The sequence below is a fragment of the Crenalkalicoccus roseus genome, assembly GCF_004761865.1.
GTDB lineage: Bacteria > Pseudomonadota > Alphaproteobacteria > Acetobacterales > Acetobacteraceae > Crenalkalicoccus > Crenalkalicoccus roseus.
This window is the reverse complement of record NZ_SJDM01000001.1, coordinates 1-15289: the sequence shown is the minus strand read 5'-3', so window position 1 is coordinate 15289 and position 15289 is coordinate 1. Positions and strand designations below refer to the sequence as shown.

Below are 15289 nucleotides of genomic sequence, written 5' to 3'. Positions count from 1 at the left end.
TTGCTCGAACGTGCAGCCGGAGTGTTCGAGGTAGTGGCGGCATTCGCTTGGGGTGAAGCGATCGAGCAGTTCACCGATGGTGTCCCATCTGCCTCTTGTGTGCGGGCGGTGGCTTTGCAGAGAAGCGCCTTGAGTTTGGCGAAGGCGTTCTCGATTGGATTGAAGTCGGGGCTGCAGGGCGGCAGGTAGAGCAGGCGCGCGCCGGCCGCCTCGATAGCGGCGCAGGCGCTCGCCGCGCGGCGCCTGGCCGCGGGTGAACGCCATGTTCGTCGAGGCCCAGGTCTCGTCGATGAACACCAGGCGGTCCGGGTCGAGATCGAGCTGCCCCTCGAACCATTCCCGGCGTCGCGTCAGGATGTCGGAGCGCCGCTGCTCGGCCGCGTGCGCCGACTTTTCTTCAGCGTGATCCGCCGCCGCGCGAAGAACCGCCACAGCGAGCCAATGCTGACCGGCACGCCGGTGAGGCGCTCGGTCCGGGCAATGCGGGCGGCGAGCGTCTCGGCGAGCAGCGGTTCGAGCCGCTCGGCGCCGATGCGCCTGCGCCAGCGTGTCACAGAGGAGCGACCGAGCGGCGGGGCGTGCCGGACCTGGGTTTCCCCGCAGAGGAGCCGGACGCAGGGGCTGTCGAGGAAGCGGGCGCGGGCTGCCGGACCGGCCAGGCAAGCAGCGCCCGGTGCCCGCCGGGATCGCCAGTCAAGCGCATGCCTGCGCCTTCCGGCCATGAAGCGACGTCGGGCCATGCCTGGCCGGCAGCGATCCCGGCGACGCGTCTCGTTCCGCCATCTCTCCTCCCTCCCCTGCGTGTGTAGGGCCATGCGCCGGGCAACCGCGCGAGCCATGGGAGAGGGCGATCCGGGCCCTGCTTGGGCCGGTCTCTGCACCGGGGTTCGGAACGGCCCCAGGATCGCGCCGTCCCGAGGGAGTGGGCCCCCGAGCCGTCATCACCCCGCCGCGGCAGCAAGACACAAGGTTCGGAGAGGAAAGGGCGAGAGGGACGCCCGAAGGGCCGCCGTAGCGCGGCAAGAGGAGCCGGAAGCGAGCATTCCCCGCCGGTCCATGCGGATGGGACGTACTCGGGAAGCTTGCGTCCGATGCCGGTGAACAGCCTGCACAGCCTCATGCATCCCCGGAGCCGTCCATTCGGAAAGTCGGCTGTTGACGGCCGATCGGCCGATCACCAGAGTCACCTGCATCAAGGGATGGGGTCCCCCTTCAACCGCCGCAGAGGCTGATGACTCCTACCGCGCGAAACAACCGCGGTGGGAGTCTGTCCGGATCCCGGCCCGGGCCTCTCCCCGCCGGCTTCGCGCATCCGAACCCGCCCGCCAGGGCGCAGAGGAGCGTGCAGCGTGCCCAAGACCCCGACCCCGCCCAGCATCGCGCCGGCTGCCGCGTTGGGCCACGCTCGGTCCGGGACCGTGCTCGGGCGGCAGGACGCCCTGCGGTTCATCGTCCTCCTCGGCTTCGTCAGCCTGTTCGGCGACATGACCTATGAGAGCGCGCGGAGCATCACCGGCCCCTATCTCGGCACGCTCGGCGCCTCGGCCACCGCGGTCGGCATCGTCGCGGGGCTGGGCGAGCTGGTGGGCTATGCCGCGCGCCTCGGCTCGGGCTGGCTGAGCGACCGCACCGGCCGCTACTGGCCGGTGACCATCGCCGGATACGTGCTCAACCTGTTCGCCGTGCCGGCGCTGGCCCTGGCCGGCGACTGGCCGATGGCGGCGGCGCTGATGGTCGCCGAGCGCATGGGGCGCGCGATCCGCTCGCCGGCGCGGGACGCGATGCTCTCGCACGCGGCCGGGCATACCGGGCTCGGCTGGGGCTTCGGCCTGCACGAGGCGATGGACCAGGCCGGTGCGATCATCGGGCCGCTGCTCGTCGCCGCCGTGCTCTGGGCGGGCTACGGCTACCGCGAGGCCTTCGCCGTCCTAGCCATCCCGGCGGCGCTCTCCTTCCTCGTGCTGCTCGGGGCGCGCTCGCGCTTCCCCCGGCCGCGGGACTTCGAGCTGGCGCCCCCGGCGCTGGAGGGGCGCGGCTTCGGCCGGGCCCTCTGGCTTTATCTCGGGGCGGTGGCGCTGATCGGCGCCGGCTACGCCGACTTCGCGCTGATCGCCTACCATTTCGGCACGGCCGGCACGGTCGGTCCGCCGCTGATCTCCGCTCTCTACGCCGTGGCGATGGTCAGCGACGCCCTCGCGGCCCTCGCGCTCGGGCGGCTGTTCGACCGCCACGGCCTGCCGGCCGTGGCGGTCGGCGCTTCCCTGGCGGCGCTCGCCGCCCCGCTGGTCTTCCTCGGCGGCGGCGCGGCGCCCGTGGCGCTCGGGATGCTGCTGTGGGGCGTCGGCATGGGCGCGCAGGAATCGGTGATGCGCGCGGTCGTCGCCGACATGGCGCCGCCGGAACGGCGGGGCACCGCCTACGGCCTGCTGAACGCGGTGTTCGGCGTGGCGTGGTTCGCCGGCAGCGCCGGGCTCGGCGTCCTCTACGACCATTCGGTCGCGGCCGTCGCCTGGACCTCCCTGCTGGTGCAGTTCGCCGCGGTGCCGCTCCTCGTCGCGCTGTTCGGGACCAAGCGGGAGAGGCCGCATCCATGACGTATCTGTGGGTCGCGGTCGGCAGCGCCCTCGGCGGCATGGGGCGCTTCTGGCTCAGCGCCGTCGCCGCCCGGGCATGGGGCGCCGCCTTCCCCTGGGGCACCATCCTCATCAACATCAACATCGGCGGCTCCTTCGTCATCGGCTTCTTCGGCACGCTCACCGCCGCCGCCGACGGCCGCTTCCCGGTGCCCGCCGATGTCCGCGCCTTCGTCATGGTCGGGCTGTGCGGCGGGTTCACCACCTTCTCGAGCTTCAGCCTGCAGACCCTCGACCTGCTGCGCGACGGGCGGATGGGCGAGGCGGCGGCCAACGTGGCGCTGTCGGTGGCGCTCTGCCTCGGCGCCGTCGCCGCCGGCCACTACGGGGCGGGGGCGCGCCATCGAGCAGGCGGCCGCGACGGGCACCGCGGAGCCGGGACACGAGGTCATCGTCCTCGCCCTGCTCGACCGGCCGGAGGCGGCGCCCGCCATCCTCTCCGCCGCGGGGCGGCCGCCGGAAGCGGCCATGGGCGGCACTGATCCGAGTGGAGGCAGCCATGCAGCGACGCATCGTCCGGATGGACGCGATGGAGATCCTGGATTCGCGCGGCAACCCGACGCTGCGGGTGCAGGTCGGGCTGGACGATGGCGCCGAGGGGACGGCCAGCGTGCCCTCCGGCGCCTCCACCGGCGCGAACGAGGCCCGTGAGCTGCGCGACGGCGACGCGCGCCGCTTCGGCGGCCAGGGCGTCGAGCGGGCCATCGGCTCGGTTGTCGAAGCCATCGCCCCGGCCCTGCGGGGACGCGATCCGTCCCGCCAGGCGGAGATCGACCAGGCGCTCCTCGACCTCGACGGCACGCCGGACAAGTCGAAGCTCGGCGCCAACGCCATCCTCGGCGTGTCCATGGCGGTGGCGCGGGCCGCGGGCCTGCCGCTCTACGCCTATCTGGGCCGCGCCGGCGCCTGCCGCCTGCCGGTGCCGATGCTGAACGTCATCAACGGGGGCAGGCACGCCGACAATTCGCTCGACTTCCAGGAGTTCATGCTGGTGCCGCACGGCGCGCCCAGCTTCCGCGAGGCGCTGCGCTACGGGGCGGAGACCTACCACGCCCTGAAGGCCGTCCTGAAGCGCCGGGGCCTGTCCACCGCGGTCGGCGACGAGGGCGGCTTCGCGCCCGACCTGCCGGGCAACGAGGCCGCCTGCGAGCTGATCGTCGAGGCCATCACGGCGGCCGGGCTGAAGCCGGGCAAGCAGGTCGCCATCGCCCTCGACCCGGCGGCCAGCAGCTTCGCCGTCGAGGGGGGCTACGCGCTGTCGAAGTCCGGCGGCGGCCGCCTGACCAGCGGCGAGCTGACCGCGCTCTACGGGCGCTGGATCGGGTCCTACCCGATCGTCTCCCTCGAGGACGGGCTGGGCGAGGAGGACTGGGCGGGCTTCGCCGAGCAGACCGCGACGCTCGGCGGCCGGGTGCAGATCGTGGGCGACGACCTCTACGTGACCAACACCGCCTTCATCCGCCGCGGCATCGCGGAGCGCACGACCAACGCCGTCCTCATCAAGCCGAACCAGATCGGCACGGTGACGGAGACGCTGCAGGCGGTCGCGCTGTGCCGGGAGGCCGGCTGGCGCTTCGTCGTCTCGCACCGCTCGGACGAGACCGACGATTCCTTCATCGCCGATCTCGCGGTCGCGGCGGGCGGCGGGCAGATCAAGGCCGGGGCCCCCTGCCGCGGCGAGCGGTTGGCGAAGTACAACCGGCTGCTGGAGATCGAGCGCGAGCTCGGCCCGGCCGCCGTCTACGAGAGCCCGTTCCGCGCACCGGCCGGCGCGCCGCCCGCCGGGAGCTGACGGCCATGCGCGGCATCGTCCTCGTCCTGCTGGAGCGGCCGGACCGGGCGGATTCGCTCCTCGCCGCCGCCGGGCGGCTGGCGGAGCTCCTCGGCGGTGCGCGGATCGACGCGCTGGCCGTGCGCGTGCCCCCCGAGACGACCATCCTGCCGAGCGAGGAGGTGATGACGCGCGAGCACCACGACCGGATCGTAGCGCGCGAGCAGGCGCGCATGGCGGCGCTGCGGCGCAGTTTCGAGCCCTGGGCATTGCGCGTGAGCGCCGGCGGCATGCCGGCGAGCTGGTGCGAGGTGGAGGGGTTGGCGGATGCGGTCGTCGAGGAGTGGGGTCGCGCGGCCGACGTGCTCGTCCTGCCGCGCCCCGACGAGCACGACGGGCCGGAGGCACGGCAGGCGATCCACGCCGCGCTGTTCCGTACCGACCGGCCGGGCCTTCTCGTGCCGCCCGGCTTCACCGGCCCTTTCGGGCGCCGGGTCGCGATCGCCTGGCGGGAGGATCGCTGCGCGACGCGGGCCGTGCTCTCGGCGCTGCGCTGCCGCCTGCCGCCGGAGGCGGTGCATGTCATCACGGGGCTCCGCGCCGGAGCGCCGCCTCCGCGGATTCCGGCCATCCTCGAGGAGCACGAGGTGGAAGCCGAGCTTCACGTGCTTCCGATCGGTCCGGGCGTGTTCGGCGAGGCGCTGCTGGCGAAGGCGCACGCGCTCGGCGCCGACATGCTGGTGATGGGCGCCTACCTCCACAGCCCGCTGCGCGAACTCGTCCTCGGCGGCGTCACGCGATGGATGCTCGCCCACGCGGACCTGCCGGTGCTCATGCGCCACTAGGGATCTCCCGTCCACGTACGGTCACGGGGGATGCCCCAAGACATCGGTTCCCTGGCAGAACCTCGGCTCCGGAGGAGGCCGGCCTCCGGCGATCTGCTCTTGAGGGAGGCGCGCCATGCCGAACGTGATCCTGGTCGTGCTCTGGCGCCCAGAAGCGGCCGACACGCTGCTGCGGGCCGGAGAGCGCCTGGCCGAGCTCTCCGGCGGCGGCGCGGTCGGCGCCCTGGCGGTGCAGCCGCCGCCGACCTTCGAGATCTACATGGCGGACGGAAACATCCCCGAGGAGGTGCTCGCGCGCATGCGGGCCGACGGGCGGGAGCGCATCGCGCGGCTGCGGGCCGCCTTCGAGCGCTGGGCCGCGGAGGCAAGGGCCGCGCCGTTCCCGGCGCACTGGGCCTTCCTCGAGGCGAACCCGCTTGATCCGGTGCGCGACAGGGGAAGCCGCGCGGATTTCGTCGTGATCTCGCGCCCCTCGGCCGGACATGGCTGGGCGGAGCGGCAGGCCTTCGAGACGGCGCTGTTCAGGACCGAACGCCCGCTCCTCGTCGTGCCGCCCGACCACCCGGCCGCCGCGACCTTCGGCCGGCGCGTCGGGATCGCCTGGCGGGATGACGGCCGCGCCGCCAAGGCGGTGCTGCCGGCGCTGCGCTGCCTGGCCGGCGCCGAGCGGGTGGCGCTGCTGTGCGGCGTGCGCGGCGGCGCCGCGCCGCCCGCGGTCCCGGCCATCCTGCGGGAGCACGAGGTCCAGGTGGAGCAGCACGTGCTGCCGATCGGCCCCGGCCCGTTCGGCCAGGCGCTGCTCGCGGCCGCGCACGCGTTCGGCGCCGACCTCCTGGTCATGGGCGCCTACGCCCACAGCCCGCTGCGCGAGATGATCCTGGGCGGCGTGACCCGCTGGATGCTCGCCCATGCGGACCTGCCTTTGCTGATGCGCCACTGAGCGGCGCCCGGCGCCGCCGACCGACCGGAGGACGCCCCATGACCACGCTGATCCTCGTGCGCCACGGCCATGTGGACTGGATCGCGCCGCCGCGCTTCCGCGGCCGGGCGGAGCCGCCGCTGACCGGGCTGGGGCTGCGGCAGGCGGAGGCGACGGCGCGGCACCTGCGGGCGGCCCTTCCGGCCCTTGCCGCGATCTACACAAGCCCGCTCGGCCGCTGCCGCGACACGGCGGAGGCCATCGCAGGGGCGTTCGGCACAACCGTGGACGTGCTGCCCGGCCTGAACGATCTCGACTACGGCGCCTGGCAGGGGCTGACGCACGAGGAGGCGCGGGCGGGCTGGCCGGCGGAGGTCGAGGCCTGGTTCCGCGTTCCGCACCTGGCCGCCATCCCCGGCGGGGAAACGCTGCCGGACCTGGTCGCGCGGGTGGCCGGGACGCTCCACCAGGTCCTCGCCCGGCACGGCCGCGACGCGACGGTCGTGCTGGTGGGGCACGACAGCGTCAACCGCGCCGCGCTCTGCCACGCCCTCGGCCTGCCGCCCGAGGCCTACCGGCGGCTGCGGCAGGACCCGTGCGCCCTGAACGAGCTGCGCTTCGACGGCCGGGACTTCACGGTCGCGCTGGTCAACGGGACGCAGCATCTCGCGGGCGCCTGACCGCCGGCGCGCCGGCCCCTACTTCACCACCAGCACCGAGCACGGCGCGAGGTCCACCAGGCGGTCGGTCGTGCTTCCGATGACGCGGTTGTAGAGGGCCGAGTGCCCCATGAAGCCGGTGACGAGCAGATCGGTCCGCTGCTCGCGGGCGAACTCCGTGATGACCCGGACCGGATGCCCGGCGAGGACATGGGCGTGCAGGCGCACCCGCTGCCCCTTGGCGAGGGCTTCCGCCCGGGCGATGACCTGCGTGAACCGGTGCTGCGCCTCCATGCGCTCCTCCCGCACCTCGTCCATCGTCGCCGGAAAGCTCGGCAGCTCCTCGACGCAGATCATGTGCAGCTCCGCATGGTGCCTGCGGGCCAGGTCGAGCGCGGCGCCGAGCGCCTTCATCGCCCCCTCGGAGCCGTCATTGGCGTGCAGGATCCGCTCAAACATGCTCAGCCTCCTCCGCTGGCGCCGCGGCCTTCGGCGGCGCCTCCGCCGGCTGGAACCACCGCTGCGCGATGAGGGTCGGCACCACGGCGCTGCCGATCACCGCCGTCACCAGGATCGTGTACTGCGCCTGGTCGATGATGCCCTTGTTCAGCCCGAACAGCGCCGAGATGGTGCCGAAGGTCAGGCCGGTGGACATCAGCAGCGTGGTGTACATCCCCTCGCGCCGTCCGAAGCGGAAGGTCCGGGTCAGCGGCAGGATGCCGACGAATTTCGTGGCCATCTTCACCGCCAGGAACACCGCGATGAGGCCCGCCCCGCCGATCACCGCGTCGAGGCGCACCAGCGATCCGGCCTTCAGGAAGTAGAAGGGGGTCAGGATGGTGAAGGCGACGACGCGCATGCGGTGGGGCAGTTCCGGATCCTTCAGGAAGGCCGGCGCGAGCGCCATGCCGACGAGGTAGGCCGGCAGGACCGCCTCCGAGCCCGCCACGCTTGCCAGCCCGCCGAGGAAGAACAGCACCAGCGCCACGAATTTCGTCTCAGGCTCGCTCACCCGATGGCCGACGCGGCTGAAGAACCACGGCGCGAAGCGCGGCAGGAACCAGAGCGCGAGCGCGGTCGCCGCCGCGAAGACCGCGAGCCAGACGGTCGCCTGCGCGAAGATGATGCCGAGCGCGAGCACCGTGCCGAGGTCGTTCACGAAGCAGGCGGCAAGGATGATCTTGCCGAGCGTGGTCTGGTTGTACCCCGTCTCGACCATGACGGCGTAGACGACCGCGACCGAGGTGGTGGAGAGCGCGATGCCGGCGATCTGCGCCTGCGGCCAGGCCCAGCCGGCGACGTAGTGCGCGTAGAGCAGCACGCCGGCGTAGGGCGCGAGGAACCCCATGACGCCGATGCTCATCGCCGACCAGAAGTGCCGGCACACGACCTGCGGGTCGATCTCGCTGCCCGCCAGGAAGGTCAGCAGGATGGCGCCGAAGCCGGCGAGGTAGTCCACCCATGGCGCGATCGGCAGGCCGAAGAGGTTGCCGGCGACGGCGCCGACGACGATCTCGACCAGCGCCACGGACATCGCGACCCAGATGGACAGGACCGACGCGACGAGCGCGAGGCCGATCCAGAGGGCGGATGCCAGCCAGGGGTTCTCCATGCCCGTCTCCCTCCGGTGCGGCCGGCCGGTTTAGGCGGCGGCCGTGTGGGCTGTCGGGCATGGGAGAGACGAGGGATGCCAGGATGACCTAGGTCGCGCACTCCCACCACATGCCCTGCACGCGGTAGGAGTCATCAGCCCGGGGGCGGTCAAAGGGGGACTCCATCCCCTGTCGGGACAAACGCTAGATCGCGCGGATGGTTTGGGTCAACGCCGCCGTCCGGCGATCCTGCGCGCTGCGCCGCGCGGTCACGCCACCGTATGTTGCCGCCGCGTCGGCACGGCCCAAGACTGCCATCTCGGGGATGGAGTCCCCCCTAACCGCCGTGAGGCTGATGACTCCTGCCACGTCCGTACGCGGCGGGAGTGTGTCCCAAGCCCGGCAGCTCCGCCGCCAATGCGTTGAGGCTTGGCCATGCAGCGGAGCTTCGCTTCTCGTCCTCCATTCGGGATGCGGCACCGGCGCAAGGCGCACCGTGCCGGTGCGGCACCGCGGCCGGACCTCCTTGCACCCGAGGAGGTCATGGGCGTCGATCGGCGATTGGAGGTCCTCCATGGGCGCGTCACCCTCTGCCGGGGCACGGGCCATCCGGACCAGGGGCGCCTCTGCGTGATGTCCTTCGCCGCCCTGCTCGCAGGAGAGCCGCATTCGGACATCCCCGCCCGGGTTTCGCCGCTGATTCGCGACTACGCGGTGATGCTGAACGACGCGATGCCGCTGGAGGAGTTGCAGCGTCTGAAGCCCTTCGCGCCCCGCATCCTCGGCACCGACGACGGTCGCGACAGCGAGCGGGTGGCGCTCCTGCGCAGCGCCCTGGAGCTGGAGATCCTGCCGCGGCTGCGTTCCGACTCGGAGGCAGCCAGCGGCGACGGCCCGCTGAAGGGCTGGTGGCGGCGCCTCGCCTGACGGCGGCTGGAGCGGGATGCCGGCCGGATCCTGGCGCTCGGGACCGGGCTGCGCGCGCGGTCCGTTGCGCGGCTGCTCGCGCACGCCGGGCGGCGCGCCGGGTCACCGGACCGGGCAGCGCCGTACTGGAGCACCGCCGTCGCGCTGCTCGATCGCCTCTGCGAGGTTGGCCATGGGTCCGGCGCGGCTGGGGTCGCTCCCGCCGCGCCGAAGCGGGCAGAGGCGCTCCTGCCGGTGCGCGGCGCGCCGTCGCCGGAAGCCATGGCCGGGGCGAAACTTCGTGAACTGGCGTGGCGCTGGGTGGCGGCTGCGCATGCTTGAGGATCGGGCCGCCACGGTGGCCGGAGTTCAGCAAGCGGGCGAGGCCGCTCGGACAGCAACCCCGAGCGTGCTGTTCCGCTCCGCTGAAAATTGCGCCCGAGCGGAGCGCGCCGAGGCACCGGACTGCCTGCGCGATCTGAACCTCGACCAGGTCATCGCCGCCGTGACGGCAGGCAGGGAGGAGTACGATCTGGCGCGGTTCTTTCATCTCCCCCTGCACGACGTGGATGAGGTCGTGTTCCGCCACGAGGTCATGCGTGACCTGGAGACTCTCGTGCTCCTGGATGGGATCCGCACCCTCGCCTCCTCCATGCGCACCACGCGCGAAGACCTCGCGCTGTCGGGGAAGATGCGCGACGCCCGGCAGCGGGACCGCTGGTTCCTGGCCGCGGCGGAAGCCTACTGCGACGGGGTCGCCGGTCTCGACGCGGCGTTATCGGCCGGGGCGCCGGCGTCGCGCGGCCTGAAAGCGTTCGGGGTCCATCTCCGCCGCTACGTGGCTTCGCACGCGTTCGCCGAGTTGCGGCGCGCGGCAGGGATGCTGACGGCGGACCTCGCGGCGATCCGCTACAAGCTGCGCATCGAGGGCTCCCGCGTCGATGTGTTCCGCCATGCGGGCGAGGGCGACTACGGCGCCGAGGTGCAGGCCGACTTCGCGCCGTTCAGGCAAGGCGCGGGCCGCCGGTTCGACTTCACCCACGCCGATCGCCCGGAGATGAATCATGTCGAGGAGTTGATCCTCGATCAGGTCGTCAAGCTGTTCCCCGCGCCTTTCGAGGCGCTGGCCGCCTTCCGGGAGCGGCATGCGGCCTTCCCCGAGGCGACGCTGGCCGCCTTCGACCGGGAGGTGCAGTTCTACCTCTGCTGGCTGAAGCACATCCGGCGGCTCGGCGAGAGGGGGCTGCGCTTCTGCTATCCCGAGGTCAGCCGGACGAGCAAGGCGGCCGCCAGCCGCGACGGTTTCGACCTGGCGCTGGCCGGCGTTCTGGCCCAGGAGGGCCGCGCGGCGGTATGCAACGACTTCGCGCTGAGCGGCGCCGAGCGCGTGATCGTGGTCTCCGGTCCGAACCAGGGCGGCAAGACGACCTTCGCCCGCAGCTTCGGGCAGCTCCACTACCTGGCGGCCCTCGGCCTTCCGGTGCCGGGCAGCGAGGCCCGCCTGTTCCTGCCCGACCGGATCTTCACGCATTTCGAGCGCGGGGAGGACACCGCCAATTTGCGCGGCCGGCTGCAGGACGACCTGGTCAGGGCGCGCGACATCCTCGCCGCGGCGACGCCGGACAGCCTCATCGTGATGAACGAGATCTTCAGCGCGACCAGCTTCCGGGACGCCGCGCTGCTCAGCCGGCGGCTCGCCGCGCGCATCCTGGCGCTCGACCTGCTCTGCGTCTGGGTGACCTTCGTGGACGAGCTCGCTTCGCTCGGACCGCAGACGGTGAGCATGGTGAGCACCGTCGTGCCGGAACGGCCCGCCGAGCGGACCTTCCGCGTCGTCCGCCGGCCGGCGGACGGGCGTGCCCACGCGCTCGCCATCGCGGAGAAGTACCGGCTGACACGCGACGCCATCCTGGAGCGCATCGCGTCATGAAGGCGCACCTGCTCTACCCCGATCGCGATTTCGACCCGAGGGCGCGGCTGCCTTGGTCGGCGGGAGCGCTGGCCGGGGACCTCGACCTGTACACGCTGTTCGCGGCGATGGCCGAAAGGGATGCCTTCGTGCTGGAGGTGGTCCAGACCGTGGTGCCGACCGGCATGTACGAGGATCTTGCGACCGTCCGGCACCGGCAGGACATCCTGCGCGACTGCCTGGATCAGCCTTCCGTCCTGCGCGCCCTCTACGCAGTGGCGGTGGAGGCGACGGAGAGCGAGAAGCGGCACTACCTCGGCTCGATGCGGCAATATCCGGATTGGGTGCTGCGCTGGTCGGTCGAGCTGATGGCCGATCTGCTCGTCGCGGCGCGGAAGCTGCGGAGCCTCGCCGATCGGCATGCTGCGCAATTCCGTGCTCCCGCCTGGTCCGCCTTCTTCGCGATGCTGCAGCGGGAACTCGGGGAAGAATTCTTCGCCCGCGCCGAGGATCACCTGCGGCAGATGCTGTTCCGCCACGGTGTCCTGTTCAGCGCCTCGCTCGGCGCAGGCCTCAAGGGCGCCGACTTCGTGCTTCACCGGTCGCCGCCAAGGGCGGGCACCTGGTTCTCCCGCCTGTTCGAGCCGCAGCCTGAATCCTACGGCTTCTCGCTGAACCCGCGCGACGAGGCCGGTCACGGCATCATCTCGGACCTGCGGAACCGCGGCACCGCCATCGCGGCGAGCGCTCTGGGGCAGTCGGCGGACCACGTCCGCGATTTCTTCGCGGTGCTGCGGCGGGAGTTGGCGTTCTATGTCGGCTGCGTGAACCTGCAGGAGCGCCTCGTCCGGATCGGCGTGCCCATATGCATCCCGTCGGCCGAACCACCGACGACGCGGCGCCTCTCCGGCCGGGGCCTCTACGATCCCTGCCTGGCGCTCAAGACTGGCGGGCCGCCGGTCGGCAACGACCTGAGCGCCGACGGCAGGGATGCTCTCGTCATCACCGGTGCGAACCAGGGGGGAAAGTCACCTTCCTGCGCAGCCTCGGGCTGGCCCAGCTCATGATCCAGTGCGGCATGTTCGTCGGCGCGGAGGTGTTTCGTGCCAGTCTCTGCGATGGCGTCTTCACGCACTTCCGGCGCGAGGAGGACACGGGGATGAAGAGCGGGAAGCTCGACGAGGAACTGAGCCGGATGAGCGAGAGCGTGGACCACGTCGCGCCCGGTTCCCTGGTGTTGTTCAACGAATCCTTCGCGGCAACGAACGAGCGCGAGGGCTCCGAGATCGCCGGGCAGATCGTCTCCGCCCTGCTCGAGAGGGGAATCCAGGTCACTTTCGTCACCCACCTCTTCGAGTTTCCACGGGCGCTGTACGAGCAGCCCGGCGTCCGCGCGCTGTTCCTGCGCGCCGACCGCGCCAGGACCTTCCGGCTATGCGAGGGCGAACCCCTGCGGACGAGCTTCGGCGAGGACCTCTACAGCAGCGTGTTCGGCGAGGGGACGCACCGTCCGGCAACCATCGGCACGCCGGCTCTGCGCCTGACCCCGAGCCCTGCGCCGATGAAGTAGCGGCCGAATGGTCACCTTGAGGCGCTTGCCGCCGGGGCGCGCGGATCTCACAGCCCTGGCCATCCCAGGGACCCCTTCGGCTGGCCCGCACCCAATGATACCGGGCGGACCACGGATTGACCTGTCGTGCCGAAGCGAAATCCGTCAGTGATCGAGAGCCTCTTCACCCGTTCAGGCGGATCCGCCTGAACGGGATCCGCTCTATCCCGCCACCGTCTCGATGCCGGCGAGGCCGGCGGCCAGGGCGGCGCGCAGGTCGCGCTCCGCGAGCGCGACGCAGCCCTCGGTCGGCGCGTAGTCCGGGCGGGCGAGATGCAGGAAGATGGCGCTGCCCCGCCCGCGCACCACCGGCGCGTCGTTCCAGCCGAGCACGCCGACGATGTCGTAGAGCGCATCCTCCCGCCACAGGCGCTCGTGCCGCGCCGGATGCGGCAGGGCGATGGGGCGGTTGTAGTCGGGATGCGCCGGGTCGTCGCACCAGCCATCCCCGGGCCCGATCGGCTCCACCGGCACGGTGCAGACGGGCGGCGCCACCCGGTCGGCGCGGTAGAGCACGCGGCGCAGCGGCATCAGCGCCGCCGGCGTGGCGCCATCCCCCTCCCGCTTGTCGGCGCGGATGCCGCCGCGGCCGAGGGCGCAGCGCCACACCGCGCCGCCGAGGCGCAGCAGCCCGTCCGGGGTGACGCGGGCGATGCCGGCACCGGGCGCCATGACTCAGGCCAGCAGGTGGCCGAAGCGCTGCGCCTTGGTCTCGAGGTAGCGGTCGTTGACCCCGTTCGGGGCGAAGGCCAGCGCCTCCCGCCCCGCCACCTCGATCCCGCAGGCGGCGAGGGCGGCGAGCTTGTCGGGGTTGTTGGTCAGCAGCCGCACCCGCGCGATGCCGAGCTGGTCGAGCATGGCCGCGGCGACGAGGAAGTTGCGCTCATCCGCCCCCCAGCCGAGGGCGCGGTTGGCGTCCAGCGTGTCGAGACCGGAATCCTGCAGGGTGTAGGCGCGGAGCTTGTTGACGAGGCCGATGCCGCGCCCCTCCTGCGCCAGGTAGAGCAGCACGCCCGCCCCGTCCTCGGCCATGCGCCGGATCGCGCCGCGGAGCTGCGGCCCGCAGTCGCAGCGGAGCGAGCCGAGCAGGTCGCCGGTGAAGCATTCGGAATGCACGCGCGCGAGCGGCGGGCGCGCCGACGCCTCGGGCCGCCCGACCAGGATCGCCAGATGCTCGATGCCGCCATCGCCGGCGCGGAAGGCGACGATGCGGGCATCCGGCGCGTCCTCGAGGGGCACCGCCGCCTCCGCCACCCGGCGCAGCGACAGCGCCGCGGTGGTGGGGTAGCCGAGCACCGCCGGCGCCTCCACCGCGAGCAGGTCGAGCCTGCCCGGGGGCGGCAGGCCCGTGGCGGGTGCCGCGATCACCGCCGGCAGCAGGCGGCCGAGCTTGGCCAGCGCCAGCGCCGCCCCGGCGAGCGGCGGCGGCGCCTGGCGCTCCGCCCGCATCCCTTCGGGCGGCAGGAGCGCCTCGGCCGTAGGGTCGGCAAGGCCGCGCAGCGCCGTGGGATCGAGCAGGGCGGGCGGCAGGCGCAACGCCACCGCCTCCTCCCCCGCCGGGCGCGGCACGCCGAGGGCGGCGGCACGCACCGGGGCCAGCAGCAGGCAGGGCGCCGCCTCGGCCGCGGCGGCGAGTTCAGCAAGGCCGCGCGCGCCGACGGTCTCGGCCGCCGCGATGACGAGAAAGTGATCCTGGCTGCGCAACAGCACCGGCGTGCCGCGCCGCAGCTCGGAGGCGGCCCGGTGCACGGCGCGCAACGCCAGCGCCGCCGCGTCGGGGAGCGGCGGAAGCGCCGGCGGCTGCGGCTGCGGCGGCACGGGGGCGGAAAGGCTCATCGGCATGGATCCATCACGGCTGCATGGCACGACCCGAATGTGGCGCGGCCAGGGCGCGCGCCAGCCTCGGAAGAACAACGCTGTCGTGAGGCCCGAGCCTTGCGACCGGGCCCTGGGATGACGACAATGGAATTAGTCGGGTGCCATGGCTGCGCCAGGGCACCACCGTCTGGGACCCATCCGCAGGATCCGGCGCGCGCCCCCGGGGCCGGACGTTCGGCCTTAGGGCAGCCGGAACGCGCGGGCAGGAGAGTTGGAAGATCATGTCTGGTCCTCGCCCCGTTCTGATCGTGGATGACGACGCCGCCCTGCGCGCGACCCTTTCCGAACAGCTTGCCCTCGACGGCGAGTTCGCCCCGGCGGAAGCCGCCACCCTGGCGGAGGCGGCGGAGAAGCTCGGCGGCGACGCGCGCTTCGACGCCGTGCTGCTCGACATCGGCCTGCCGGACGGCGACGGGCGGGAGTTCTGCGCCAAGCTGCGCCGCGACGGCATCAAGATCCCGATCATCATGCTGACGGGGGCGGATGCCGAGCAGGACGTGGTGCGCGGCCTCGATGCCGGCGCCAACGACTACATCGCCAAGCCCTTCCGCCTGAACGAGCTGCTGGC

14 protein-coding genes, 2 pseudogenes and 3 riboswitches are annotated in these 15289 nt (G+C 72.7%); of the genes and pseudogenes, 11 read left to right on the top strand and 5 right to left on the bottom strand.

Annotated features, from left to right (window positions below; all coding sequences use genetic code 11):
- Positions 1–15 precede the first annotated feature (15 nt).
- Positions 16–458 (bottom strand): annotated as a pseudogene (locus ET526_RS21815) (transposase); the annotation flags it as partial.
- 728 nt (positions 459–1186) lie between these two features.
- A riboswitch (Fluoride riboswitch) is annotated at positions 1187–1248 on the top strand.
- A 101-nt stretch (positions 1249–1349) separates the two neighbouring features.
- Here ET526_RS21815 and ET526_RS00070 point away from each other — a divergent pair.
- The 6 genes and pseudogenes from ET526_RS00070 (at position 1350) to ET526_RS00045 (ending at position 6848) form a co-directional block, all read left to right on the top strand.
- On the top strand, positions 1350–2594 hold the full coding sequence (locus ET526_RS00070) for an MFS transporter (RefSeq protein WP_204623428.1): 1245 nt from the start codon (positions 1350–1352) through the stop codon (positions 2592–2594).
- A pseudogene (crcB, locus tag ET526_RS00065) lies at positions 2591–2965 on the top strand (fluoride efflux transporter CrcB); the annotation flags it as partial. The gene ET526_RS00070 and the pseudogene crcB, both read left to right, overlap by 4 nt.
- A gap of 167 nt (positions 2966–3132) precedes the next feature.
- Positions 3133–4425, top strand: a complete 1293-nt coding sequence (gene eno / locus ET526_RS00060; RefSeq protein ID WP_135465622.1) for a phosphopyruvate hydratase — start codon at positions 3133–3135, stop codon at positions 4423–4425.
- Positions 4426–4430: 5 nt separating this feature from the next.
- Entirely contained in the window at positions 4431–5249 is an 819-nt protein-coding gene (locus ET526_RS00055) for a universal stress protein (RefSeq protein ID WP_135465621.1), read from the top strand.
- A 115-nt stretch (positions 5250–5364) separates the two neighbouring features.
- Positions 5365–6189 (top strand): universal stress protein, encoded by an 825-nt coding sequence (locus tag ET526_RS00050; protein WP_135465620.1) that lies wholly within the window; start codon positions 5365–5367, stop codon positions 6187–6189.
- 38 nt (positions 6190–6227) lie between these two features.
- Positions 6228–6848 carry a histidine phosphatase family protein gene (locus tag ET526_RS00045; protein ID WP_135465619.1) on the top strand — a complete coding sequence of 207 codons (621 nt, stop codon included), beginning with the start codon at positions 6228–6230 and terminating at the stop codon, positions 6846–6848.
- An 18-nt stretch (positions 6849–6866) separates the two neighbouring features.
- Here ET526_RS00045 and ET526_RS00040 read toward each other — a convergent pair whose 3' ends face one another.
- Together ET526_RS00040 and ET526_RS00035 are read right to left on the bottom strand one after the other, a co-directional pair.
- On the bottom strand, positions 6867–7286 hold the full coding sequence (locus tag ET526_RS00040; RefSeq protein ID WP_135465618.1) for a universal stress protein: 420 nt from the start codon (positions 7284–7286) through the stop codon (positions 6867–6869).
- On the bottom strand, positions 7279–8439 hold the full coding sequence (locus tag ET526_RS00035; RefSeq protein ID WP_135465617.1) for a cation:proton antiporter: 1161 nt from the start codon (positions 8437–8439) through the stop codon (positions 7279–7281). The genes ET526_RS00040 and ET526_RS00035 overlap by 8 nt, the downstream gene beginning before the upstream one ends.
- A gap of 118 nt (positions 8440–8557) precedes the next feature.
- A riboswitch (Fluoride riboswitch) is annotated at positions 8558–8618 on the bottom strand.
- Between the two features lie 113 nt (positions 8619–8731).
- Positions 8732–8791, top strand: a riboswitch (Fluoride riboswitch).
- Positions 8792–8962: 171 nt separating this feature from the next.
- On the opposite strand from ET526_RS00035, the gene ET526_RS00030 reads away from it, so the two are divergent.
- The 4 genes from ET526_RS00030 to ET526_RS21605 all read left to right on the top strand — a co-directional run bounded on the left by ET526_RS00030 (position 8963) and on the right by ET526_RS21605 (position 12804).
- Positions 8963–9346 (top strand): hypothetical protein, encoded by a 384-nt coding sequence (locus ET526_RS00030; RefSeq protein ID WP_135465616.1) that lies wholly within the window; start codon positions 8963–8965, stop codon positions 9344–9346.
- A 388-nt stretch (positions 9347–9734) separates the two neighbouring features.
- Positions 9735–11255 carry a MutS-related protein gene (locus tag ET526_RS00025; protein WP_240048188.1) on the top strand — a complete coding sequence of 507 codons (1521 nt, stop codon included), beginning with the start codon at positions 9735–9737 and terminating at the stop codon, positions 11253–11255.
- Complete coding sequence (locus tag ET526_RS21810) at positions 11252–12301, top strand: hypothetical protein (RefSeq protein WP_240048187.1); 1050 nt, start codon at positions 11252–11254, stop codon at positions 12299–12301. Before ET526_RS00025 ends, ET526_RS21810 begins: the two co-directional genes overlap by 4 nt.
- Positions 12302–12312: 11 nt before the next feature.
- Positions 12313–12804, top strand: coding sequence for a P-loop NTPase family protein (locus ET526_RS21605; protein WP_240048186.1), 492 nt, complete (start codon positions 12313–12315; stop codon positions 12802–12804).
- 201 nt (positions 12805–13005) lie between these two features.
- Here ET526_RS21605 and ET526_RS00015 read toward each other — a convergent pair whose 3' ends face one another.
- Together ET526_RS00015 and ribA are read right to left on the bottom strand one after the other, a co-directional pair.
- The gene (locus tag ET526_RS00015; protein ID WP_135465614.1) at positions 13006–13515 is read right to left on the bottom strand and encodes a L,D-transpeptidase family protein; all 510 of its coding nucleotides are present in this window, start codon (positions 13513–13515) and stop codon (positions 13006–13008) included.
- Between the two features lie 3 nt (positions 13516–13518).
- A complete protein-coding gene (gene ribA, locus ET526_RS00010) occupies positions 13519–14679 on the bottom strand; it encodes a GTP cyclohydrolase II (RefSeq protein WP_135465613.1) in 1161 nt (386 codons plus the stop codon).
- A 263-nt stretch (positions 14680–14942) separates the two neighbouring features.
- On the opposite strand from ribA, the gene ET526_RS00005 reads away from it, so the two are divergent.
- Positions 14943–15289: response regulator transcription factor (locus ET526_RS00005; protein ID WP_135465612.1), on the top strand; the 347-nt coding region annotated here is incomplete at its 3' end.